This is a genomic window from Oharaeibacter diazotrophicus, from assembly GCF_004362745.1.
GTDB classification, from domain to species: domain Bacteria; phylum Pseudomonadota; class Alphaproteobacteria; order Rhizobiales; family Pleomorphomonadaceae; genus Oharaeibacter; species Oharaeibacter diazotrophicus.
On the sequence record NZ_SNXY01000006.1, the window covers coordinates 1265210 to 1287328 of the forward strand.

Genomic DNA, 22119 nt, shown 5'->3' on the forward strand with positions numbered 1-22119 from the left:
CCTCAGCCCTTCATCATGTTGATGTCTTCGACCGCGATCGAGCCGCGGTTGCGGAAGAACACGACCAGGATCGCGAGGCCGATCGCCGCCTCGGCGGCGGCGACGGTCAGGATGAACAGGGCGAACACCTGTCCGACGAGGTCGCCGAGATGGGTGGAGAAGGCGACCAGGTTGAGGTTCACCGCGAGCAGGATCAGCTCGACCGACATCAGGATGACGATCACGTTCTTCCGGTTGAGGAAGATGCCGAGGATCCCGAGGGTGAACAGGATCGCAGCGACCGAGAGGTAGTGCGAGAGACCGATGACCATGGGTCGACCTTTGTCCGTGGTGCGCGCGCGGGAGGGCCTCAGAGGCCGCGGCCCGGCTCGACCTTCTTGATCTCGATGGCGGTGGAACGCGTCCGGGCGACCTGGACCGAGATGTCCTGGCGCTTGATGTTCGGCCGGTGGCGCAGCGTCAGCACGATGGCGCCGATCATGGCGACCAACAGCACCATGCCCGCGGCCTCGAAGTAGAACACGTAGCGGGTGTAGATGATCTCGCCGAGCGCCTGCACGTTGGATACCTGCGTCGGGTCCGGGATAGGCGCCACCGCCGACGTCATCGCGTCCGGCGCGAAGGTGAAGCCGCCGACCACCATCAGAAGCTCGGCGAGGAACACGATGCCGACCAGCATGCCGACGGGCAGGTACTGCAGGAAGCCCTGGCGCAACTCGGCGAAGTCGACGTCGAGCATCATCACCACGAACAGGAACAGCACCGCCACCGCGCCGACGTAGACGACGATCAGCATCATCGCCAGGAACTCGGCGCCGGCGAGCATGAACAGCCCCGCCGCGTTGACGAAGGCGAGGATCAGGAACAGCACCGAGTGAACGGGGTTCCGGGCGGAGATCACCATGACCGCCGAAGCGACGGTGATCGCCGCGAAGATGTAGAAGAACAGAGCCTGGATCATCGTCTCGCCCTTGCCCCCGTGCCGGGGCGCTCCCGGCCCCCGCGTCCTGTCCATCGGTCGTGCCGGGGGAGACGGATCGCCCCTCCCCCCGCCGCCTCACCGGTAGGGTGCGTCCATCGCGATGTTGCGCGCGATCTCGCGTTCCCACCGGTCGCCGTTCGCCAGGAGCTTTTCCTTGTCGTAGTAGAGCTCTTCGCGCGTCTCGGTCGCGAACTCGAAGTTCGGGCCCTCGACGATGGCATCCACCGGGCAGGCTTCCTGGCAGAAGCCGCAGTAGATGCACTTGACCATGTCGATGTCGTATCGGGTCGTGCGCCGCGTGCCGTCGTTGCGGCGCGGGCCGGCCTCGATCGTGATCGCCTGGGCCGGGCAGATCGCCTCGCAGAGCTTGCAGGCGATGCAGCGCTCCTCGCCGTTCGGATAGCGGCGCAGCGCGTGCTCGCCGCGGAAGCGCGGCGACACCGGCCCCTTCTCGAAGGGATAGTTGATGGTCGGCTTCGGCTTGAAGAAGTAGCGCATGGCCAGGAAGAACCCGGACACGAACTCCTTCAACAGCAGCGACTTGGCGACGGCGTCGAGTCTCATCGACCGATCCCTCTTCCTCTGTTCCTCGTCGAGGGCGGTCGCCTTGCAAGGCGCCCTGCCCCACCCCAGATCACGTGTCAGGCCGGCGTGACGCCGATCCCGATCACCGAAACCCCGACCCACCAGCCGAGCGCGGCGAACACCAGGGCGTTCACCACGAAGACGACCTTCATGACGAGGTCGGCCCGCTTCGGGTCCGGCGCCCCGCCGAGCCGGGCGAGCGCCCGGCGGACCAGCGAGGCCACCACCGCGTAGTCGATCAACCCGACCAGCACGCCCAGCGCGGCCCCGAGGACGCCGGCGAGGGGAAGGTCGGGCCAGCCCATGGCCTCAGCCCGCCCAGCCGGTGACCTGCAGGACACCGGCGACGATCAGGACCATCGCCAGCGACAGCGGCAGGAACACCTTCCAGCCGAGGCGCATCAGCTGGTCGTAGCGGTAGCGGGGCACCATCGCCTTCGCCATCGCGATGAAGAAGAAGACGAAGCAGGTCTTGGCGGTGAACCAGATCACGCCCGGGATCCAGTTGAACGGCGGCAGGTCGACGATCGGCAGCCAGCCGCCCATGAACAGGATCGTGGTCAGCGCGCACATGGTGACGATCGCCACGTACTCGCCGAGCATGAACATCATGTACGGCGTCGAGCCGTATTCGACCATGAAGCCCGCGACCAGCTCCGACTCGGCCTCGACGAGGTCGAACGGCGGGCGGTTCGTCTCGGCGAGCGCCGAGATGAAGAAGATCACGAACATCGGGAAGAGCGGCAGCCAGTACCAGTTCAGGAACGACAGCCACGGCAGCCCGATCATGGTGGCGAGGCCGGTCTCCTGGCTCTTGACGATGTCCGTCAGGTTCAGCGAGCCGGCGCACAGCAGCACCGTGATGATCACGAAGCCGATCGACACCTCGTAGGACACCATCTGCGCCGCCGAGCGCAGCGCCGACAGGAAGGGATACTTCGAGTTGGACGCCCAGCCGCCGATGATGATGCCGTAGACCGACAGCGACGAGATCGCGAAGATGAACAGGATGCCGACGTTGATGTCGGCGACCACCCAGCCGTCCGCGACCGGCACCACCGCCCAGGCGAGCAGCGCCAGCGTCGTCGTCACCAAGGGCGCCAGCAGGAACAGGCCCTTGGACGCGCCGGACGGGATCACGGGTTCCTTCAGCACGAACTTCAGGAGGTCGGCGAAGGACTGGAACAGGCCGAACGGCCCGACCACGTTGGGCCCGCGGCGGATCTGCACGGCCGCCCAGATCTTGCGGTCGGCGTAGAGCAGGTAGGCGACCAGCACCAGGAGCACCACCAGGAGCAGGACGCTCTGCGCGGCGATCACGATGACGGGCCAGAGGATGTCGGACCAGAAGTTCATGTCGCCCCTCACTCGGCCGCGGCCTTGACGGCGCCGGCGGCGAGCGCGGAGCACTCGGCCATCACGGCGGACGCCCGCGCGATCGGATTGGTCAGGTAGAAGTCCGTGATGGTGCTCGCGAACGGCGCGGTGCCGACCGTGCCGCCGATGGCGGCGAGACCGACCACGGAGGCCGTGTCGGACGGCGGCAGCACGTCGACCGCCGCGAAATGCGGATGGTCGGCGTAGAGCCGGGCGCGCAGCTGCGCCAGACTGTCGAACGGCAGGCGTTTGCCGAGCACGTCGGACAGCGCACGCAGCACCGCCCAGTCCTCGCGGGCCTCGCCCGGCGGGAAGGTGGCGCGGGCGCCGACCTGCACGCGACCCTCGGTGTTGACGTAGGTGCCGGACTTCTCGGTGTAGGCCGCCCCCGGCAGGATCACGTCGGCGCGGTGAGCGCCGCTGTCGCCGTGGGTGCCGACGTAGACGACGAAGCTGCCGACGTAGTTGCCCATGGCGATCTCGTCGGCGCCGAGCAGGAACAGCACGTCGACCGCCCCGCCCTGCATGCCGCGGACGTCGAGCCCGCCGGCACCCGGCGTGAAGCCGAGGTCGAGCGCGCCGACCCGCGAGGCCGCGGTGTGCAGCACGGCGAAACCGTTCCACTCGTCCGAGACGGCGCCGACGTCGACCGCCAGCTTGGCCGCGGCCGACAGCACGGCGAGACCGTCCGGCCGCGCGATCGCACCCTGGCCGACCACGATCAGCGGACGCTTGGCGGCGGCGAGCACGTCGCGCACCGCGCCGTCGAGGCCGGTCAGGGCCTCCGGGCCGGTGCCGATCCAGGTGACGGGATAGGTCAGGTCGCGCTTGCCGCCGATCGCGTAGACCGGGCAGCCGCCGGCGCGCCAGCGCTTGCGGATGCGGGCGTTGAGCACCGGCGCCTCGTGGCGCGGGTCGGTGCCGACCAAGAGGATGGCGTCGGCCGCCTCGATGCCGGCGACGCCGGGGTTGAACAGGTAGGCGCCGCGGCCGAGCGAGCCGTCGAGCACCGTGCCGTCCTGGCGACCGTCGACGTTCGGAGAGCCGAGCGCGGCCATCAGGCCCTTCAGCGCGTAGATCTCCTCGACCGAGGCGAGGTCGCCGGCGATGGCGCCGATCCGGTTCGGCGCGGTCGCCGCCACCTTGGCCTTGATCGCGGCGAAGGCCTCGGTCCAGGACGCCGGGCGCAGGCGGCCGTTCTCACGGACGTAGGGGCGGTCGAGCCGCTGGGTCTTGAGGCCGTCCCAGACGAAGCGCGTCTTGTCCGAGATCCACTCCTCGTTCACCTCCTCGTTGAGGCGGGGGAGGATGCGCATGACCTCGCGGCCGCGGCTGTCGACGCGGATCGCCGAGCCGAGGGCGTCCATCACGTCGACCGACTCGGTCTTGGCGAGTTCCCAGGGGCGGGCCTGATAGGCGTAGGGCTTGGAGGTCAGCGCGCCGACCGGGCAGAGGTCGATGACATTGCCCTGCAGCTCGGACGACATCGCCCGCTCGAGATAGGTGGTGATCTCGGCGTCCTCGCCGCGGCCGATCAGGCCGAGCTCGGTGATCCCCGCCACCTCGGTGGTGAAGCGCACGCAGCGGGTGCAGTGGATGCACCGCGTCATGATCGTCTTGACCAACGGCCCGATGTACTTGTCCTCGACGGCGCGCTTGTTCTCGACGTAGCGCGAACTGTCGACGCCGTAGGCCATCGCCTGGTCCTGCAGGTCGCACTCGCCGCCCTGGTCGCAGATCGGGCAGTCGAGCGGATGGTTGATCAGCAGGAACTCCATCACGCCCTCGCGGGCCTTCTTGACCATCGGCGACTTGGTCAGCACGACGGGCGGCTCGCCGTTCGGGCCGGGCCGGAGGTCCTTGACCTGCATGGCGCAGGACGCCGTCGGCTTGGGCGGGCCGCCCTTCACCTCGACGAGGCACATGCGGCAGTTGCCGGCGATCGACAGCCGTTCGTGGAAGCAGAAGCGCGGAACCTCCGCGCCGGCCTGCTCGCAGGCCTGCAGCAGCGTCGCATCCGGCGCGACTTCGATCTCGGTTCCGTCGACGATGAGCTTTGCCATCACTTCGCCTCTTGGGCCGCCGGAGCGGCTCGATCACCCTTGAACCGTCACGCCTTGGTGAGCAGCTCTTCGATCTTGTTCAATCGGGCCTCGATCTCGTCGACCTTGGCCTCCTGCTCGTCGGCCCGCAGGCCGGCGCTCGTTCCGAGCCCCAAGGCATAGAGGACGGAGTGCCTCAACTCGTCGAACCGCTTGTCCATGCGGTCGAAGCGGTTCTCGAGTCGGTCGATCTTCCTACCCTGCTCGATCTGCTCCGCGCGCATTTCCCGGAGCAGCTTCAAGACGATGTTGTCCGGCTCCTCGCCCATCGCCCCCTCCTCATTCCGCCGCCACGGCGTGCGCCTTGGCGTAGGCGTCGATGCGGGCTTCCATCACCGGGCGGAAGTTCTTGATCAGGCCCTGGATCGGCCACGCCGCGGCGTCGCCGAGGGCGCAGATCGTGTGCCCCTCCACCTGCTTGGTGACCTGGAACAGCATGTCGATCTCGCGCTTGGTGGCGTTGCCGACCGCCATGCGCTCCATCACGCGCCACATCCAGCCGGTGCCCTCACGGCACGGCGTGCACTGGCCGCAGCTCTCGTGCTTGTAGAAGTGCGACAGCCGGGCGATCGCCTTCACGATGTCGGTCGACTTGTCCATCACGATCACGGCGGCGGTGCCGAGGCCCGAACCGAGGTTGCGCAGGCTGTCGAAGTCCATCGGCGCGTCGACGATGTTCTCGGCGGTGACGCAGGGCACCGACGAGCCGCCCGGGATCACGGCGAGCAGGTTGTCCCAGCCGCCGCGGATGCCGCCGCAGTAGCGGTCGATCATCTCGCGGAACGGGATGCCGAGCTCCTCCTCGAAGGTCGCCGGCTTGTTGACGTGTCCGGAGACGCAGAACAGCTTGGTGCCGACGTTGTTCGGCCGGCCGAGCGCGGAGAACCATGCCGCGCCGCGGCGCAGGATGGTCGGCGCGACGGCGATCGACTCGACGTTGTTGACCGTGGTCGGGCAGCCGTAGAGGCCGACGTTGGCCGGGAACGGCGGCTTCAGGCGCGGCTGGCCCTTCTTGCCCTCGAGGCTCTCGAGCAGCGCGGTCTCCTCGCCGCAGATGTAGGCGCCGGCACCGTGGTGGACGTAGACGTCCATGTCCCAGCCCGAGCCGCAGGCGTTCTTGCCGAGGTAGCCGGCGTCGTAGGCCTGGTCGATCGCCGCCTGCAGGCGCTCGCGCTCGCGGATGAACTCGCCGCGGACGTAGATGTAGGCGGCGTGGGCGCCCATGGCGAAGCCGGCGATCAGGCAGCCCTCGACCAGATGGTGCGGGTCGTGGCGCAGGATCTCGCGGTCCTTGCAGGTGCCGGGCTCGGACTCGTCGGCGTTGACCACGAGGTAGTGCGGCCGGCCGTCCGACTGCTTCGGCATGAAGGACCACTTCAGGCCGGTCGGGAAGCCGGCGCCGCCGCGGCCGCGCAGGCCCGACGCCTTCATCTCGTTGACGATCCAGTCGCGGCCCTTGAGGAGGATGTCCTTCGTGCCGTCCCACTGGCCGCGTTTCAACGCACCCTGCAGCCCCCAGTCGTGGCGGCCGTAGATGTTCGTGAAGATGCGGTCCTTGTCAGCAAGCATCGTTCGGATCCTCGGACCTCGGTTCGTCCAGCAGGTTCGGGTCACCGCCCGACCACCCGCACGTCCTTCTTCGGCGTCGTCGCGCCGGCCCGGTCAGGCCGGCTTCTTCTCTTCCGGCTTCGGCTCCTCGCGGGCGTAGGCCCGGTGGAGACCGATCGCCGAACCGTCGTAGAGCGCGGCGTCGAGCAGCGTGTTCTCGCCGCCCTCCGGCGCCGCGTACTGGCGGCCGTTCTGCGGCCCCGGCGTCGGCGGGTTGCCCGCCGCGAAGCCGTCGATCAGCGCCTCGAAGCTCTCCGGCGTCAGGTCTTCGTAGGTGTCCTTGAAGACCTGCACCATCGGGGCGTTCACGCAGGCACCGAGGCACTCGACCTCCTCCCAGGAGAACGACCCGTCGGCGTCGAGTTCGTGGGCGTGCGGGGCGATGCGCGACTTGCAGATCGCGATCAGCTCCTCGGCGCCGCGCAGCTGGCACGGCGTGGTGCCGCAGACCTGGATGTGCGCCTTCTTCCCCACCGGCGACAGTTGGAACATCGTATAGAAGGTCGCGACCTCGAGGACGCGGATGTAGGCCATGCCGAGCATGTCCGCGATCGCCTCGATCATCGGCTTGGTGACCCAGCCCTCCTGCTCCTGGCCGCGCCAGAGCAGCGGGATCACCGCCGAGGCCTGGCGCCCCGCCGGATAGCGCGCGATCACGGTCCGTGCCCAGGCCGCGTTCTCCGCATTGAAGGCGAAGCTCTCCGGCTGTTCCGCGTGCAGTCTGCGCACCGACATCTGTCGTCCTCGACGCTTCTGGAACCGTCCCGTCGGGCCGGCCCGTCTCGTTTGATCCGTCGGCCCCCTGCCCCACCAGGGACGGGAACCGCTGCCTCGCACCGTCACCCCGGCGTCGCCGCCGGTCTCATCGGCCAGCCGCGTCGCCGCGTCAAGCCGTCGCGCCCGCGCCGGTGAGCCGTTCGATCCAGAACGGCGAGCGCGTGGCGAAGAAGTCGTATCCGACCCGTCGTACCGTCTTGATGACCGAGAGCTCGGCGAGGTCGCCGATCTCGCGGAACGTCGTGTCCGAGACCCAAGTGAACAGCCGGAGGCCGAACACCTCGCGGAACGCCCGACTCACCGTGTGGTGCGGATCGTTGCCGTGGTCCTCGTAGAGCACGATCAGGTCGCGATCCATCAGCGCGCCGGCGCCCTCGAGCGCGGCGCACTCGGCGCCCTCGACGTCGAGCTTCAGCACCACCGCGCCCGCGGGCGGGACCGGCAGGTCGGACACGGCCACCGTCGTCGCCGCCTCGAGCACGGTGCCGCCCGCCGCCTCGGCGACGATCGAGCGCTGCTCGTGACGGTCGCCGCCGTAGACGGTGACGGCTTCGCCGGAGCGGGCCGCCACGGCCTTGCGCAGCACCTCGAACCGGCCGCCGTTGAGCGCGGCGTTCAGCCGGGCCCGCTCGGCCGACGGCGTCGACAGCTCGACGGCGACGGCCGGATGGGACCCGTAGGCCGTCGACGTCACCTGGACCGACCAGTAGCCGTAGTTCGCACCGCAATCGAGGAAGGTGTAGTCGACCCCGCGGGCGAGCTTCAGGAAGGCGGCGATCTCCTCCTCGTAGTCCATGTGCGGCATCAACAGCACGGACCAGTAGGGATCGCCGTAGGGAAACGAGAACAGGTCGCCGTCGCCGAGCGTCACCACCACGTCGCGCCGGCTCGGGAACAGCCGGGCGATCAGGCGGGTCAGCGGCGTCAGCCCCGGCACGCGCGGAAACGGCACCACCCGGGTGATCGCGCCGAGAAGCGCGATCCCGGCCCGCTCGACCGCGGTCGCGCCGGCCAGACGGCCGGTGCGGCGATCGTAGCGGATGGTGTCGGCCGCGGCGGTGGTCATCAGCGGTCGACCTCGCCGAACACGATGTCGAGCGAGCCGAGCACCGCCGAGACGTCGGCGAGCTGGTGGCCGCGGCAGATGTAGTCCATCGCCTGGAGATGGGCGAAACCGGGCGCGCGGATCTTGCAGCGGTAGGGCTTGTTGGTGCCGTCCGACACCAGATAGACGCCGAACTCGCCCTTCGGCGCCTCGACGGCGGCGTAGATGTCGCCGGCCGGCACGTGGAAGCCCTCGGTGTAGAGCTTGAAGTGATGGATGAGCGCTTCCATCGAACGCTTCATCTCGCCACGGCGCGGCGGCGCGTACTTGCCGTCGGTGGTGAGCACCGGTCCGCGCTCGACGCGCAGCTTCTCGATGCACTGCTTCATGATGCGCACCGACTGCCGCATCTCTTCCATACGGATGTGGTAGCGGTCGTAGCAGTCGCCGTTCTTGCCGACGGGGATGTCGAACTCCATCTCGGCGTAGCACTCGTAGGGCTGCGACTTGCGCAGGTCCCACGGCGCGCCGGAGCCGCGCACCATCACGCCCGAAAAGCCCCACTTCCAGCACTCGTCGAGCGTGACGACGCCGATGTCGACGTTGCGCTGCTTGAAGATGCGGTTCTCGGACAGGAGGTCGTCGAGATCCTGCACGGTCTGCAGGAACGGGTCGCACCAATCCCAGATGTCCTCGACCAGCTGGTCCGGCAGGTCCTGGTGCACGCCGCCCGGACGGAAGTAGGCCGCGTGCATGCGGCTTCCGCTCGCGCGCTCGTAGAACACCATCAGCTTCTCGCGCTCCTCGAAGCCCCACAGCGGCGGGGTCAGCGCGCCGACGTCCATCGCCTGGGTCGTCACGTTGAGGAGGTGCGAGAGGATGCGGCCGATCTCGGAATAGAGCACGCGGATCAGCTGGGCCCGCCGCGGCACCGGAATGCCGGCGAGGCGCTCGACCGCGAGGCAGAAGGCGTGCTCCTGGTTCATCGGCGCGACGTAGTCGAGCCGGTCGAAATAGGGCACGGCCTGGAGATAGGTCTTGACCTCGATCAGCTTCTCGGTGCCGCGGTGCAGCAGTCCGATGTGCGGATCGACGCGCTCTACCACCTCGCCGTCGAGCTCCAGCACGAGGCGCAACACGCCGTGAGCCGCAGGGTGCTGCGGCCCGAAGTTGATGTTGAAGTTGCGGACTTCGGCTTCAGACATGGGCGTTGCCTCCGGGCAGTCGGCAGTAGGCAGTAGGCAGTAGGGTCCGCATCACTTGTCTCCGCCCGGCTGCAGGGACCGGATGAGGCCGCGCAACATGCGCCCGATCCGATCCGCGCTGTCCAACAGCTTCATGACCACGTCTTCCTTAAGGAGCTCGACCCTGCCCGCCAGGATCACGTGCGTCTCGAACTCCTTGAGCGAGCCCTGCGCTATCCGCAGGTGGTGCACGTAGTTCCCGACATTGTCGCGTCCGTAGCCTTCCGCGACATTCGCCGGCACCGAGGCGGCGGCACGACGGATCTGTGAAACGAGCCCGAAGATCTCTTCGCGGGGAAACCCGCGCGTCGCTTCGTAGCTGTTCACCGCAAGATCCATCGCGTCCTTCCAAACCTTCAGGTCCCGGTAGGACCGTATCTCCGGTTCACTCGACATCGGCAGCCAAGCTCCCCCGAAGCCCTACTGCCGAAGCCCTACTGCCTCGCCTTTTCGTCGCCCGGCAGTACGTAGTCCGGACCTTCCCAGGGCGACAGGAAGTCGAAGTTGCGGAATTCCTGGTTGAGGCGGACGGGCTCGTAGACGACGCGCTTCTGCTCGTCGTCGTAGCGGACCTCGACGAAGCCGGTGAGCGGGAAGTCCTTGCGCAGCGGGTGGCCGTCGAAACCGTAGTCGGTCAGGAGGCGCCGGAGCTCCGGGTGGCCGGAGAACAGGATGCCGTAGAGGTCGTAGGCCTCGCGCTCGAACCAGTCGGCCCCCGGGAACTCGGCGCAGATCGACGGCACCGGCGTCGCCTCGTCGGTCGCGACCTTGACGCGGACGCGTGCGTTCCTCGTCGGGGACAGGAAGTGGTAGACGACGTCGAAGCGGCGGTCGCGGCTCGGATAGTCGACGCCGCAGACGTCGACGATCGAGACGAAGCGGAGCGCCGGGTGGTCGCGGAGGACCCGGACCACGTCGACGATGCGCTCGGCCGGGACCGTGACGCCGATGTCGCCGAAGGCGACCTCGAGGTCGACGACGTCGGCGCCGAGCGCCGCGCGGATCGCCTCCGCCATGCCGTTCAGGGCTTCACTCATCGTCCCTCGTCACCTTCGCCCGTGTGGCCCGACCGCCGGTGGCCGCCGGCGGTCCTCTGGGTCGCGTCCCGTCCGTCCGGACCGGCGCCTCAGCGCTCGATCGTGCCGGTGCGGCGGATCTTCTTCTGCAGGAGCAGCACGCCGTAGAGCAGCGCCTCGGCGGTCGGCGGGCAGCCGGGGACGTAGATGTCCACCGGCACCACTCGGTCGCAGCCGCGCACCACGGAATAGCTGTAGTGGTAGTAGCCGCCGCCGTTGGCGCAGGAGCCCATCGAGATGACGTAGCGCGGCGCCGGCATCTGGTCGTAGACCTTGCGCAGGGCCGGGGCCATCTTGTTGGTCAACGTGCCGGCGACGATCATCACGTCCGACTGCCGCGGCGAGGCGCGCGGCGCGAAGCCGAAGCGCTCGACGTCGTAGCGCGGCATCGACAGCTGCATCATCTCGACGGCGCAGCAGGCGAGGCCGAAGGTCATCCACATCAACGAGCCGGTGCGGGCCCAGTTGATGAGATCGTCGGTCGCGGTGACGAGGAAGCCCTTGTCGGCGAGCTCGGCGTTGACTTCCGTGAAGAACGGGTCGTTCGCACCGATCGGCTTGCCGGTCGACGGATCGACGAGGCCCTTGGCCGGGGGCGAGACCAGCGTGGAGTTCGCGGTCAGTCCCATTCCAGCGCTCCCTTCTTCCACTCGTAGGCGAAGCCGATCGTCAGCACGCCGAGGAACACGATCATCGACCAGAAGCCGAACAGCCCGACCTCCTTGAAGGCCACCGCCCACGGGAACAGGAAGGCGACCTCGAGATCGAAGATGATGAAGAGGATCGACACCAGGTAGAAGCGCACGTCGAACTTCATGCGGGCGTCGTCGAAGGCGTTGAAGCCGCACTCGTAGGCCGACAGCTTCTCCGGATCGGGATCGCGGAACGCCAGCAGAAACGGCGAGACCAGCAGCGCTAGGCCGATGCCGAGCGACACCGCCAGGAACACGATGATGGGCAGATAGTCTCTCAGGAGCGCGTCCATGGCGACCTCTCGAGGCGGACCCGAGCCACGCGGGGGACCCCATCACGGCACGAAGGGCCGCCGTTCGCGGCGATGTCCTCGCCACCAGCGGCCGCCCGTCGTCTCAGCCCCGATGCGGCCTTCGTCCAGGCTGTCGTCCCTCCCGCGGCCGAGCGGCCGACGGGAAGGATTTCGCGAGGACTCGCGGGCCTTCCGGTCACGGATACCAGCGGCACGGTTAGCCCATGGCCTGCCCTTTCGCAAGTGCGATCCGACGGAGAACGCCGGGGGGTCCGGGTCGTCCCCGACGCCGCCTCGCCGCCCGGTCGCGGCGGCGAGGGAAATCAATCGATTGAAGCCCGATCGGCCGCGTGAAATTCGGACAAATGCGCCGTTCCGACGATCGCGGCGGCCCGCCGCCCGGACACCACGGGACCGTCGGCGCGAGCGCGGGCGGCGCAGCATCGCCGGGCCCGGCGGGCGACGCGGGCGGGTGGCGGCGCACGCGCGATCTGCTATTGGCTGAGGCGATCGAACAGGAAGTCCGCCGACCATGTCCCGCCCCACCCTCGCCGACATCCGCGCCGCCGCCGCCGTCGTCGCCGGTCAGGTGATGCGCACGCCGTTCCTGGCCGCGCCGCGGCTTTCGCGGCTGACCGGCGCCGACGTCAAGGTCAAGTACGAGAACCTCCAGGTCACCGCCGCCTTCAAGGAGCGCGGCGCGCTGGTCAAGCTGACGTCGCTCACGGCCGAGGAGCGCGCGCGCGGCGTCGTCGCCATGTCGGCCGGCAACCACGCCCAGGCGGTCGCCTACCACGCCACCCGGCTCGGCATCTCCGCCGTCATCGTGATGCCGGTGACGACGCCGCACGTGAAGGTGGCCGCGACGCGCGAATTCGGCGCGCGGGTGGTGCTGGAAGGCGAGACCGTGGCCGAGAGCTCCGGCGCCGCCGAGCGCATCGCCGCCGACGAGGGCCGCGTCTTCGTCCACCCCTACGACGACCACGCGGTGATGCGCGGCCAGGGCACCATCGCGCTCGAGATGCTCGAGGACGACCCCGACCTCGACGTGCTCGCGGTGCCGATCGGCGGCGGCGGCCTGATCTCGGGCATGGCCATCGCCGCCAAGGCGCTGAAGCCGTCGATCGAGGTGGTCGGCGTCGAGACCCGGCTCTATCCCTCGATGTGGGCGGCGATCCACGGCGTCGACGCGGTCTGCGGCGGCGCGACGCTCGCCGAGGGCATCGCGGTCAAGAACGCCGGCGCCTTGACGCTGCCGGTGGTGCGCGACCTCGTCGACGCCATCGTGCTCGTCGACGAGAGCCACCTCGAGCGCGCCGTCAACGCCTTCCTAACCCTGCAGAAGACCATGGCCGAAGGGGCCGGCGCGGCCGGACTCGCCGCCATGTTCGCCGAGCCGGAACGCTTCCGCGGCCGCAAGGTCGGCCTGCTGCTGTGCGGCGGCAACATCGACCCGCGCATCCTCGCCTCCATCATGATGCGCGAACTGGCCCGCGAGGAGCGCATCGTCGCGATCCGCCTCGCGATCCCGGACCGGCCCGGCGTGCTCGGCGACATCGCCGCGCTGATCGGCGAGTGCGGCGGCAACATCCTCGAGGTCAGCCACAAGCGCACGGTGCTGGAGATTCCCGCCAAGGGTGCGTCGCTGGACATCACCTTCGAGGCGCGCGACGGCGGCCACGCCGAAGAGATCTGCGCGGCGCTCCGCGCACGCGGCTACGGCGTCGAGCGCCGACCCGCGGAGTGAGACGCGCGGTCCCGGCGATTGCATCGGCGGGCGGTCGTCCCCACCTGTCGTGTCGCAAGGAGTGAACGATGTCCACCACCCACGACCGGCCGACCTACGTCGCCGACCCGCTGACCGACTGGCGCCTGTTCGACGGCGTGCGGACCCGCCGCATGTTCGCCTTCCTGATCGACGCGGTGCTGATCGCGTTGATGACGATACTCGCCTACGTGGTCGTCGCGGTGTTCGGCGTCTTCACCCTTGGCCTCGGCTGGCTCCTGTTCCCGCTGCTCTGGCCCGGCGTCGCCCTGCTCTATTCCGCCTTTTCGATGGGCGGGCCGCGCTCGGCCACGATCGGCATGCGCACCATGGGCCTCGAGGTCCGCATGCTCGACGGCGGCCGCCTCAACCCGGGCATCGCCGCGGTGCACGCGGTGCTGTTCTACGCCTCGGTCTCGATCCTGACGCCCTTCGTGCTGCTGGTCGCGCTGTTCTCGGACCGCAAGCGCCTCCTGCACGACCTCGTGCTCGGCACCGTCGTCGTCAACCGCGGCTGAACGGCGCGGCCGCCAGGATCGTTCGGACGTCTCGCCTTGGGCGCCGATCCGTGACAGGATCGCCTCCCGACTTCCCGCTTCGGCCGCCCGAGGCATGACGCACCATCCGACCGACGCACCGCAGTTCTTCCTCACCGCGCCCTCGCCCTGCCCCTATCTGCCGGGCCGGTTCGAGCGGAAGGTGTTCACCCACCTGGTCGGCGACCGGGCGCCGGCGCTCAACGACATCCTGAGCCAGGGCGGCTTCCGGCGCAGCCAGAACATCGCCTATCGCCCGGCCTGCGAGACCTGCCGGTCCTGCGTGTCGGTCCGGATCTGCGTCGACGAGTTCGAGCCCGGCCGCAGCTTCCGCCGGACCCTGCGCGCCAACGAGGACCTCGTCGGCGCCGAACTGCCGGCCGCGCCGTCCTCCGAGCAGTATTCGCTGTTCCGCCGCTACCTCGACAGCCGCCACTCCGATGGCGGCATGGTCGACATGACCATGCTCGACTACGCCATGATGGTCGAGGACACCCACGTCGAGACCGCGGTGATCGAGTACCGCCGCCGCGGCATCGACAGCTTCCTGACCGGCCGTGGTCAGGGTCCGCTCCACGCCGTCGCGCTCACCGACGTGCTCTCCGACGGGCTGTCGATGGTCTATTCCTTCTACGACCCGGAAGAGCACGAGCGCGGCCTCGGCACCTACATGATCCTCGACCACGTCCGCCGCGCCCGCGCCCGCGGGCTGCCCTACGTCTATCTCGGCTACTGGGTGAAGGGCTCGTCGAAGATGGACTACAAGGCGCGCTTCCGCCCGCAGGAGCACCTGATGCCGCGCGGCTGGGAGCGCGCGCCGTGAGCTTCCGCCGCCTCGGCGCCGTCACCGTCCTGGTCGACGACTACGACCGCGCCCTCGCCTTCTACCGCGACGGCCTCGGCTTCGCCGTCGTCGCCGACACCGACCTCGGCGGCGGCAAGCGCTGGGTGCTGGTGGCGCCGCGGCCGGATAGCGAGACGCGCCTGCTGCTCGCCCGCGCCGGCGACGACGCCCAGCGCGCCCGGATCGGCGACCAGACCGGCGGCCGCGTCTTCCTGTTCCTCGAGACCGATGACTTCGCCGCCGACCGGGCCCGCGTCGCCGCCGCCGGCGCGACCTTCCTGGAAGACCCGCGCCGCGAGGCCTACGGCACCGTCGCGGTGTTCCGCGACCCGTACGGCAACACCTGGGACCTCATCGAGCCCGCCGCCCCCTGACCGGGCCCAGCCGGGCGGCGAGCCCCGCGAGGTCGCGCCGCAACCGCGCCGCCAGATGCACCGGGCTCGCCGGCTCGCGCAGCGGCACGCCCGCGACCAGCGGATGGTCGAAGGCGCTGAAGCCCGGCTCCGGCGTCAGCGCGCGGCCGGGCACCGGGAAGGCGCGGGCGAGCGGCTCGGCGTCGAAGGGCTTTTCCGTCCAGGTGGCGTCGACCGCGTCGATCACCGCGTCCCAGTCGGTCGCCTCGTCGCGCGGCTGGCCGTAGAGCTCGATCTCGTCGCGGCCGAGGCCGCGGTAGAGGTCGACGAAGCGCAGGTCGACGCTGCCGTCCTCGAGCAACGGCGCGCGCGCGGGCCCGGGCCGCTTTGTCCGCGTCGAGAAATAGAGGCAGGGAATGCCGTAGCTCTCGGCGAAGACGAGGCCGTGCAGCGAGGTCGACACGATGCGCCGGCAGGCGAGGATCTCGTCGAGCCGCGCCCGCAGCGCCGCCACCGAGACCTCGGTGGTGGTGGTGATCACGCGGACGCGGTCGCCGAGCGACGCCGGCACGGCGTAGCGCAGGAAGTCGGGACGCGGCCCGGCGTCGACGGCGGTCGAGACGAGTTCGGAGAGGTGGACGACGACGCCGAGATCCCAGCGCTTCGGCGGGGCCGGATGGAAGCGCGGCAGCAGCCAGAGCGGATCGCCGAAGACGGCGTCCGCCGGCACGGCGCCCTCTCCGAGCACGGCCCGCGAGAACGGCCCGCGCATCGCGGCCAGGGCGACGCGGGTGTCCGGCGGCCGGACGTAGGGCCGCTTCTCCGTTGCGAAGGGATCGAGATGCGGCGAGGCCCCGGTGCCCCAGAACGCGACCGCGCCACCGTGGAACAGGTGGCCGACGGTGCCGACGGCGCCGAGGCGCGGGCGGCGCGAACGGAAGGGCACGTGCTCGACCGGCATACCGGCCATCATCGCCACGATGACGGGCGACAGCGCGTCGCCGAGGTTCAGGCGCCACGCGAACGGTGACGGCGCCATCCAGGACAACGGGACGCGTCCGGTGCGCGCGACGGCGCCGCGGATTTCGTCGAGGACGGAGGCGTGTTCGTCCAACGGTGAGGGCCCGTGGGGGCGCGGGAGCCCGGTCAGCCCGGGGTCCAGGCGTCGTAGTCGCCGGTCGAGCGCGGACGGGTGCCGTCGGCCAGGATCGAGCCCTTGGGGCGATAGGCGGCGGCGGTGCCGGTCGGATTCGGGCGATGCGGCTTCTGCCAGGAGCGCGGCCGGTAGTCCTCGCGGGTCGGCGGCGTGTCGGTGCGGTGGTGCATCCAGCCGTGCCAGCCCGGCGGGATCGCCGAGGCCTCGGCGTAGCCGTTGTAGATCACCCAGCGGCGCTTGCCGGTGGCGTCCTGCCAGTAGACGTTGCCCGCCTCGTCCTCGCCGACCCGGATGCCCTTGCGCCACGTGAAGAAGCGCGTGCCCATGGTCTGGCCGTTCCACCAGGTGAAGAGCTCGGTCAGGAAGGTTTTCATGGTCTCTGATCGCAAGATGCGCCACGCGGGATCGAGCCCTCGGGGCCCGACCCTTGTCGGCGCGGACTATGGCGATGGTGCGGCGCGATGTCCAGTGCGCGGCGGCGCGATCCGTCGCGGCCCGGACCCTATTCGGCGCGGAGCGCGGCGTAGTGGTTGAGCCGCGGCATCCGCTTCAGCGTCTCCGCCGGCTGCTTCGGTCCCTCGGGCGGGCGCACGGTCTCCGCGTAGCGCAACTGCCAGACCGGCACCGCCGGCTCCAACGGGAGCGGCTCGGCGGCCGGCGGGGCGGGCGACGGGCGCAGCGGCTCGACCTCGAGGTGGAAGCGCTCCTTGAGCTTGTCGAGTCGCTCGGGAACGCCTTGGATCACCATGCCGCCGCCCTCGCCCGGCACCAGTTCGCGCTCGTCGCCGATCAGCCAGTCGATGCGGCGGTGCAGCATCGACGGCGCCAGCGGCTTGACCAGGATGGTGTGCGCCCCGGCGCGCATCGCGCGTTCGAGCACCTGCTGCGTGGCGTGGGCGGTGACGATGATCACGGGCACCACCGACAGCTGCCCCATCGACCGTTTTCGCAGCGCCTTCATGAATTTGTATGGCGTCTTTCGACCGATCTTCCAATCGGAGATGACCAGGTTCGGCGGCTCGTGCAGAATCGCCTCGACGGCGTCCTTCAGGCTGTCGAACAGACGGACGCGACGGACGTTGATCGCGTGCAGCATCGTGCGCAGGATGGCCTGCATCGGCTTCGAGTCGTCGATCACGACGACGTCGAGCTGGTCCGTGGGCAGACCGTAGCAGGCGTGATGGGTCATGGGGACGCCGATCCGGTGACATGCGGCGCCGACACCCGAGATCGGCGCTTCATACATCGATAACCCGGTTCTTTCTAAAGACTTGCCAAGGGCCGCCCGCGAATTCGACTAAATTCGTCGCGATCGCCGGGACCTTTTCCCACCCCTACATGTTGTGTGCCGCACGACACCAAACCACGACCCGTTGCGTGACGCATTGACCCGGCGAAGCGACTCGCCGTAGCTTCGCGCCATGGATCGAACCGGTTCGGCGGCCCTTTCGCGGCGGCGCCGACGGCGCGGCAGGAGCCGCGGCGCACGGGACGGTCACGCAGTGCACCCGAGCGCGAGGATCGACCCGCCACCGAATCGCTTCGGCGGCGAACCACGTCCGCGCGGGCGGGACAAGGGCTTCCGTGTCCGCGGCGCGAGGGCGGAAGAGAGTTGGGGACAGGCACGAGGCGGCTGGGGAAAACGGCGTTAAGGAATCTTCAACCGAGTCGCGCCGAACCCTATACCTCGTGGCGACGAGGCCGGACACACACCACATTCTGTGGCGGTCGCACGCGATCGTGTCCGGCGGCAGCGTTCCATCAGGACGACAGAGAGCTATCATCAACCCGAAGACCGCGACGCGAGCCCGCTCTCCCAGGGATCCCGCGGCTGACGAGGACGAGCGACGATGCGGATCGAGCGGCGTTTCACCAAGGACGGCCAGTCGCCTTACGCGGAGGTGGAGTTCCGCTCCGCGGTCAGCGAGATCCGCAATCCCGACGGGTCGGTGGTCTTCCGCGCCTCCGACATCCAGGTGCCCGCCGCCTGGAGCCAAGTGGCCTCCGACATCCTCGCCCAGAAGTACTTCCGCAAGGCCGGCGTGCCCGCGGCGCTGAAGCGCGTCGAGGAGAACGGCGTGCCCTCGTTCCTGTGGCGCTCGGTGCCCGACGACAAGGCGCTCGCCAAGCTGCCGGCGGCCGAACGCGCCGGCGGCGAGACCGACGCCCGGCAGGTGTTCGACCGCCTCGCCGGCACCTGGACCTACTGGGGCTGGAAGGGCGGCTACTTCGGCACCGAGGACGACGCCCGCGCCTTCTTCGACGAGCTGCGCTACATGCTGGCGACCCAGAAGGCCGCCCCGAACTCGCCGCAGTGGTTCAACACCGGCCTGCACTGGGCCTACGGCATCGACGGCCCGAGCCAGGGCCACTACTACGTCGACCCCGCCAGCGGTGAACTGGTCCGCTCGGCCTCGGCCTACGAGCACCCGCAGCCGCACGCCTGCTTCATCCAGTCGGTCGAGGACGACCTCGTCAACGACAACGGCATCATGGACCTGTGGGTGCGCGAGGCGCGCCTGTTCAAGTACGGCTCCGGCACCGGATCCAACTTCTCCAAGCTGCGCGGCGAGGGCGAGAAGCTCTCCGGCGGCGGCCGTTCGTCCGGCCTGATGAGCTTCCTGAAGATCGGCGACCGCGCCGCCGGCGCCATCAAGTCGGGCGGCACCACCCGCCGCGCCGCCAAGATGGTGGTGGTCGACATCGACCATCCGGACATCGAGCAGTACATCAACTGGAAGGTCCGCGAGGAGCAGAAGGTCGCCGCCCTCGTCACCGGCTCCAAGACCTGCTCGAAGCACCTGACCGCTGTGATGAAGGCGATCGGCGAATCCGGCCTTGCCGGCGAGGACCGCTTCGACCCGGCCAAGAACCTCGGCCTCAAGCGCGAGATCCGCGCCGCCAAGAAGGCGGCGGTGCCGGAGAACTACGTCCGCCGCGTCATCCAGTTCGCGCGCCAGGGCTACACCGAGATCGAGTTCCCGGTGTTCGACACCGACTGGGATTCGGAAGCCTACCTCACCGTCTCCGGCCAGAACTCCAACAACTCGGTGCGCGTCACCGACGAATTCCTGCGCGCGGTCGAGACCGGCGGCTCGTGGAACCTGACCGCCCGCAAGGACGGCAAGGTCGTCAAGACGCTGAAGGCCAAGGATCTCTGGGAGACGATCGGCTACGCCGCCTGGGCCTCGGCCGATCCCGGCATCCAGTACCACACCACCATCAACGACTGGCACACCTGCCCGGCGTCCGGCGAGATCCGCGCGAGCAATCCCTGCTCGGAGTACATGTTCCTCGACGACACCGCCTGCAACCTCGCCTCCCTGAACCTCCTGCAGTTCGTGCGGGCCGACCGCTCGTTCGACATCGAGGCCTTCGCCCACGCCTGCCGGATCTGGACCGTGGTGCTCGAGGTCTCGGTGCTGATGGCGCAGTTCCCGTCCAAGGAGATCGCGCGACTCTCCTACGAGTTCCGCACCCTCGGCCTCGGCTACGCCAACATCGGCGGCCTCTTGATGTCGTCGGGCATCCCCTACGACAGCGCCTCGGGCCGTGCGATCTGCGGCGCGATCACCGCGATCATGACCGGCGTCGCCTACGCCACCTCGGCCGAGATGGCCGGCGAGCTCGGCGCCTTCCCCGGCCACGCCGCCAACGCCGACCACATGCTCCGCGTGATCCGCAACCACCGCCGCGCCGCCCGCGGCGAGAAGTCGGGCTACGAGCAGCTGCACACCCCGCCGGTGCCACTCGACCACGCCGCCTGCCCGGACCAGCGTCTGGTCGCGGCCGCGGTCGCGGCCTGGGACGAGGCCCTCGCCCTCGGCGAGAAGCACGGCTACCGCAACGCCCAGGTCTCGGTGATCGCGCCCACCGGCACGATCGGCCTCGTCATGGACTGCGACACCACCGGCATCGAGCCCGACTTCGCGCTGGTGAAGTTCAAGAAGCTGGCCGGCGGCGGCTACTTCAAGATCATCAACCGCGCCGTGCCGGAGGCGCTGCGCGCCCTCGGCTACCCGGAGAGCCAGATCGCCGAGATCGAGGCCTACGCGGTCGGCCACGGCTCGATCGCCCAGGCGCCGCACGTCAACCCGTCGAGCCTGCGCTCCAAGGGCCTGTCGGACGCGGCGATCGAGAAGGCGACGGCGTCGCTGAAGGCGGCCTTCGACATCAAGTTCGTCTTCAACCGCTGGACCCTCGGCGACGACGAGATGCGCCGCCTCGGCGTCTCCGACGCCGAGATGGCCGACCCGAACTTCGACCTCCTCGCCCGCCTCGGCTATTCCAAGGCCGAGATCGAGGCGGCCAACACCCACGTCTGCGGCGCCATGACCCTCGAGGGCGCGCCGTTCCTGAAGGCCGAGCACCTCGCGGTGTTCGACTGCGCCAACCCGTGCGGGCGCACCGGCAAGCGCTATCTCTCGGTCGAGAGCCACATCCACATGATGGCGGCCGCCCAGCCGTTCATCTCGGGTGCGATCTCCAAGACCATCAACATGCCGAACGAGGCGACGGTCGAGGACGCCAAGGAAGCCTACATGCTGTCCTGGCGCCTCGCCCTCAAGGCGAACGCGCTCTACCGCGACGGCTCCAAGCTCAGCCAGCCGCTGAACTCGCAGCTGCTCGCCGACGACGCCGAGGACGCCGAGGACGCGGTCGAGGCCATCGTCGCGGAGAAGGCGGTCGCCGCCCGCACCGCCGCGGTCGCCGAGAAGATCGTCGAGCGCATCGTCGAGCGGCACATCCGTGCCCGCGAGAAGATGCCCGACCGCCGCAAGGGCTACACCCAGAAGGCGATCGTCGGCGGCCACAAGGTCTACATCCGTACCGGCGAGTACAACGACGGCCGCCTCGGCGAGATCTTCATCGACATGCACAAGGAGGGCGCCGCCTTCCGTGCGATGATGAACAACTTCGCCATCGCGATCTCGCTCGGCCTGCAGTACGGCGTGCCGCTGGAGGAATACGTCGAGGCCTTCACCTTCACCCGCTTCGAGCCGGCGGGCATGGTGCAGGGCAACGAGATGATCAAGAACGCCACCTCGATCCTCGACTACGTCTTCCGCGAGCTGGCGGTCAGCTACCTCGGCCGGCACGACCTCGCCCACGTGCTGCCGGAGGAGATGACCAACACCGGCCTCGGCGGCGGCGTGAAGGAGGAGAAGGCGGCCGACCTCGTGCTGTCGAAGGGTCTCGTGCGCGGCAAGACCGCCCAGTTCAAGGTGGTCTCCGGCGCGCCGGATCCGAAGGGCTCCGCCGGTCCCGGCGCCGGCGCGAGCGTCTCGGCCTTCGCGACCGCCCGCGCCTCGGCCCCGGTCTCCGGCCTCGCCACCGCCGGCGCGACCGCCTTCAAGCGCGACCTCGACGACGCCCCCGCCCCGGCCGCGACGCCGTCGGCCGGCACCGCCGAGGCCCCGCAGCCCGACTACGCCACCAAGGTCGCCCAGGCCCGCGCCAAGGGCTACGTCGGCGAGGCCTGCTCGGAATGCGGCAACTTCACCATGGTGCGCAACGGCACCTGCCTGAAGTGCGACACCTGCGGCTCGACGAGCGGCTGCAGCTGAGGGGGTGTGGGAGGGGCGCCTCGCGCCCCTCCCCTCGATCCGGGTTCCGGACGCCTTCGGGCATCCGGAACCGCGCATGAGAACGAAACGAGATCGACGTCGCCTTCTCGTCCAGTT

At 69.5% G+C, this 22119-nt stretch carries 23 protein-coding genes; 5 read left to right on the plus strand and 18 right to left on the minus strand.

The annotated features are described in order from the left end of the window. Window positions 1-2 precede the first annotated feature (2 nt). From nuoK to EDD54_RS06035, 15 genes are all read right to left on the minus strand, one after another. Window positions 3-311, minus strand: coding sequence for an NADH-quinone oxidoreductase subunit NuoK (gene nuoK / locus EDD54_RS05965; RefSeq protein ID WP_126535652.1), 309 nt, complete (start codon window positions 309-311; stop codon window positions 3-5). Window positions 312-349: 38 nt separating this feature from the next. Next, complete coding sequence (locus EDD54_RS05970; RefSeq protein WP_126535650.1) at window positions 350-961, minus strand: NADH-quinone oxidoreductase subunit J; 612 nt, start codon at window positions 959-961, stop codon at window positions 350-352. Between the two features lie 96 nt (window positions 962-1057). Continuing rightward, a complete protein-coding gene (gene nuoI / locus EDD54_RS05975) occupies window positions 1058-1546 on the minus strand; it encodes an NADH-quinone oxidoreductase subunit NuoI (protein ID WP_126535648.1) in 489 nt (162 codons plus the stop codon). A 77-nt stretch (window positions 1547-1623) separates the two neighbouring features. Then, window positions 1624-1872 (minus strand): hypothetical protein, encoded by a 249-nt coding sequence (locus EDD54_RS05980; protein ID WP_126535646.1) that lies wholly within the window; start codon window positions 1870-1872, stop codon window positions 1624-1626. Window positions 1873-1876: 4 nt separating this feature from the next. Then, window positions 1877-2923, minus strand: coding sequence for an NADH-quinone oxidoreductase subunit NuoH (nuoH, locus tag EDD54_RS05985; protein ID WP_126535645.1), 1047 nt, complete (start codon window positions 2921-2923; stop codon window positions 1877-1879). Between the two features lie 8 nt (window positions 2924-2931). Further along, window positions 2932-5007 (minus strand): NADH-quinone oxidoreductase subunit NuoG, encoded by a 2076-nt coding sequence (gene nuoG, locus EDD54_RS05990; protein ID WP_126535644.1) that lies wholly within the window; start codon window positions 5005-5007, stop codon window positions 2932-2934. Window positions 5008-5054: 47 nt separating this feature from the next. Continuing rightward, window positions 5055-5315 (minus strand): hypothetical protein, encoded by a 261-nt coding sequence (locus EDD54_RS05995; RefSeq protein WP_126535643.1) that lies wholly within the window; start codon window positions 5313-5315, stop codon window positions 5055-5057. A 10-nt stretch (window positions 5316-5325) separates the two neighbouring features. Beyond that, window positions 5326-6615 (minus strand): NADH-quinone oxidoreductase subunit NuoF, encoded by a 1290-nt coding sequence (nuoF, locus tag EDD54_RS06000; RefSeq protein WP_126535642.1) that lies wholly within the window; start codon window positions 6613-6615, stop codon window positions 5326-5328. 93 nt (window positions 6616-6708) lie between these two features. After that, window positions 6709-7389 (minus strand): NADH-quinone oxidoreductase subunit NuoE, encoded by a 681-nt coding sequence (nuoE, locus tag EDD54_RS06005; protein ID WP_126535641.1) that lies wholly within the window; start codon window positions 7387-7389, stop codon window positions 6709-6711. A 151-nt stretch (window positions 7390-7540) separates the two neighbouring features. After that, window positions 7541-8497: an FkbM family methyltransferase gene (locus EDD54_RS06010; RefSeq protein WP_126535639.1), complete on the minus strand. Its 957-nt coding sequence runs from the start codon at window positions 8495-8497 to the stop codon at window positions 7541-7543. After that, on the minus strand, window positions 8497-9681 hold the full coding sequence (locus tag EDD54_RS06015) for an NADH-quinone oxidoreductase subunit D (RefSeq protein WP_126535637.1): 1185 nt from the start codon (window positions 9679-9681) through the stop codon (window positions 8497-8499). Before EDD54_RS06015 ends, EDD54_RS06010 begins: the two co-directional genes overlap by 1 nt. Window positions 9682-9732: 51 nt before the next feature. Then, window positions 9733-10116, minus strand: coding sequence for a four helix bundle protein (locus EDD54_RS06020; protein WP_126535635.1), 384 nt, complete (start codon window positions 10114-10116; stop codon window positions 9733-9735). A gap of 38 nt (window positions 10117-10154) precedes the next feature. Beyond that, a complete protein-coding gene (locus tag EDD54_RS06025) occupies window positions 10155-10757 on the minus strand; it encodes an NADH-quinone oxidoreductase subunit C (RefSeq protein WP_126535633.1) in 603 nt (200 codons plus the stop codon). Window positions 10758-10846: 89 nt separating this feature from the next. Continuing rightward, window positions 10847-11425, minus strand: coding sequence for a NuoB/complex I 20 kDa subunit family protein (locus EDD54_RS06030; protein WP_126535631.1), 579 nt, complete (start codon window positions 11423-11425; stop codon window positions 10847-10849). Beyond that, a complete protein-coding gene (locus EDD54_RS06035; protein ID WP_126535629.1) occupies window positions 11416-11781 on the minus strand; it encodes an NADH-quinone oxidoreductase subunit A in 366 nt (121 codons plus the stop codon). The genes EDD54_RS06030 and EDD54_RS06035 overlap by 10 nt, the downstream gene beginning before the upstream one ends. A 532-nt stretch (window positions 11782-12313) precedes the next feature. On the opposite strand from EDD54_RS06035, the gene EDD54_RS06040 reads away from it, so the two are divergent. From EDD54_RS06040 to EDD54_RS06055, 4 genes are all read left to right on the plus strand, one after another. Further along, on the plus strand, window positions 12314-13528 hold the full coding sequence (locus EDD54_RS06040; protein WP_126535627.1) for a threonine ammonia-lyase: 1215 nt from the start codon (window positions 12314-12316) through the stop codon (window positions 13526-13528). A 68-nt stretch (window positions 13529-13596) separates the two neighbouring features. Further along, window positions 13597-14064: an RDD family protein gene (locus EDD54_RS06045; protein ID WP_126535625.1), complete on the plus strand. Its 468-nt coding sequence runs from the start codon at window positions 13597-13599 to the stop codon at window positions 14062-14064. 94 nt (window positions 14065-14158) lie between these two features. Beyond that, window positions 14159-14905, plus strand: coding sequence for an arginyltransferase (locus tag EDD54_RS06050; protein ID WP_126535623.1), 747 nt, complete (start codon window positions 14159-14161; stop codon window positions 14903-14905). Then, a complete protein-coding gene (locus tag EDD54_RS06055) occupies window positions 14902-15300 on the plus strand; it encodes a VOC family protein (protein ID WP_126535621.1) in 399 nt (132 codons plus the stop codon). The genes EDD54_RS06050 and EDD54_RS06055 overlap by 4 nt, the downstream gene beginning before the upstream one ends. Here EDD54_RS06055 and EDD54_RS06060 read toward each other — a convergent pair. From EDD54_RS06060 to EDD54_RS06070, 3 genes are all read right to left on the minus strand, one after another. Beyond that, the gene (locus EDD54_RS06060) at window positions 15278-16318 is read right to left on the minus strand and encodes a polysaccharide pyruvyl transferase family protein (RefSeq protein WP_126535619.1); all 1041 of its coding nucleotides are present in this window, start codon (window positions 16316-16318) and stop codon (window positions 15278-15280) included. The genes EDD54_RS06055 and EDD54_RS06060 overlap by 23 nt on opposite strands. 107 nt (window positions 16319-16425) lie before the next feature. Then, the gene (locus EDD54_RS06065; protein ID WP_126535617.1) at window positions 16426-16809 is read right to left on the minus strand and encodes an NADH:ubiquinone oxidoreductase subunit NDUFA12; all 384 of its coding nucleotides are present in this window, start codon (window positions 16807-16809) and stop codon (window positions 16426-16428) included. A 128-nt stretch (window positions 16810-16937) separates the two neighbouring features. After that, entirely contained in the window at window positions 16938-17624 is a 687-nt protein-coding gene (locus tag EDD54_RS06070) for a response regulator (protein WP_165644537.1), read from the minus strand. Window positions 17625-18285: 661 nt separating this feature from the next. Here EDD54_RS06070 and EDD54_RS06075 point away from each other — a divergent pair. Continuing rightward, window positions 18286-22002: a vitamin B12-dependent ribonucleotide reductase gene (locus EDD54_RS06075; protein WP_126535613.1), complete on the plus strand. Its 3717-nt coding sequence runs from the start codon at window positions 18286-18288 to the stop codon at window positions 22000-22002. Window positions 22003-22119 lie beyond the last annotated feature (117 nt).

Excerpts from the sequence above, each read along its gene's own strand:
- EDD54_RS06070 (WP_165644537.1), bottom strand. The coding sequence starts at position 17,624 with ATGACCCATCACGCCTGCTACGGTCTGCCCACGGACCAGCTCGACGTC.
- EDD54_RS06075 (WP_126535613.1), top strand. The coding sequence starts at position 18,286 with ATGCGGATCGAGCGGCGTTTCACCAAGGACGGCCAGTCGCCTTACGCG.
- nuoH (WP_126535645.1), bottom strand. The coding sequence starts at position 2,923 with ATGAACTTCTGGTCCGACATCCTCTGGCCCGTCATCGTGATCGCCGCG.
- EDD54_RS06040 (WP_126535627.1), top strand. The coding sequence starts at position 12,314 with ATGTCCCGCCCCACCCTCGCCGACATCCGCGCCGCCGCCGCCGTCGTC.
- nuoK (WP_126535652.1), bottom strand. The coding sequence starts at position 311 with ATGGTCATCGGTCTCTCGCACTACCTCTCGGTCGCTGCGATCCTGTTC.
- EDD54_RS06065 (WP_126535617.1), bottom strand. The coding sequence starts at position 16,809 with ATGAAAACCTTCCTGACCGAGCTCTTCACCTGGTGGAACGGCCAGACC.
- EDD54_RS06025 (WP_126535633.1), bottom strand. The coding sequence starts at position 10,757 with ATGAGTGAAGCCCTGAACGGCATGGCGGAGGCGATCCGCGCGGCGCTC.
- EDD54_RS06015 (WP_126535637.1), bottom strand. The coding sequence starts at position 9,681 with ATGTCTGAAGCCGAAGTCCGCAACTTCAACATCAACTTCGGGCCGCAG.
- EDD54_RS06045 (WP_126535625.1), top strand. The coding sequence starts at position 13,597 with ATGTCCACCACCCACGACCGGCCGACCTACGTCGCCGACCCGCTGACC.
- EDD54_RS06050 (WP_126535623.1), top strand. The coding sequence starts at position 14,159 with ATGACGCACCATCCGACCGACGCACCGCAGTTCTTCCTCACCGCGCCC.
- EDD54_RS06010 (WP_126535639.1), bottom strand. The coding sequence starts at position 8,497 with ATGACCACCGCCGCGGCCGACACCATCCGCTACGATCGCCGCACCGGC.
- EDD54_RS06060 (WP_126535619.1), bottom strand. The coding sequence starts at position 16,318 with ATGGCGCCGTCACCGTTCGCGTGGCGCCTGAACCTCGGCGACGCGCTG.
- EDD54_RS05980 (WP_126535646.1), bottom strand. The coding sequence starts at position 1,872 with ATGGGCTGGCCCGACCTTCCCCTCGCCGGCGTCCTCGGGGCCGCGCTG.
- EDD54_RS06035 (WP_126535629.1), bottom strand. The coding sequence starts at position 11,781 with ATGGACGCGCTCCTGAGAGACTATCTGCCCATCATCGTGTTCCTGGCG.
- nuoG (WP_126535644.1), bottom strand. The coding sequence starts at position 5,007 with ATGGCAAAGCTCATCGTCGACGGAACCGAGATCGAAGTCGCGCCGGAT.
- EDD54_RS06020 (WP_126535635.1), bottom strand. The coding sequence starts at position 10,116 with ATGTCGAGTGAACCGGAGATACGGTCCTACCGGGACCTGAAGGTTTGG.
- nuoF (WP_126535642.1), bottom strand. The coding sequence starts at position 6,615 with ATGCTTGCTGACAAGGACCGCATCTTCACGAACATCTACGGCCGCCAC.
- EDD54_RS06030 (WP_126535631.1), bottom strand. The coding sequence starts at position 11,425 with ATGGGACTGACCGCGAACTCCACGCTGGTCTCGCCCCCGGCCAAGGGC.
- nuoE (WP_126535641.1), bottom strand. The coding sequence starts at position 7,389 with ATGTCGGTGCGCAGACTGCACGCGGAACAGCCGGAGAGCTTCGCCTTC.
- nuoI (WP_126535648.1), bottom strand. The coding sequence starts at position 1,546 with ATGAGACTCGACGCCGTCGCCAAGTCGCTGCTGTTGAAGGAGTTCGTG.
- EDD54_RS05970 (WP_126535650.1), bottom strand. The coding sequence starts at position 961 with ATGATCCAGGCTCTGTTCTTCTACATCTTCGCGGCGATCACCGTCGCT.
- EDD54_RS05995 (WP_126535643.1), bottom strand. The coding sequence starts at position 5,315 with ATGGGCGAGGAGCCGGACAACATCGTCTTGAAGCTGCTCCGGGAAATG.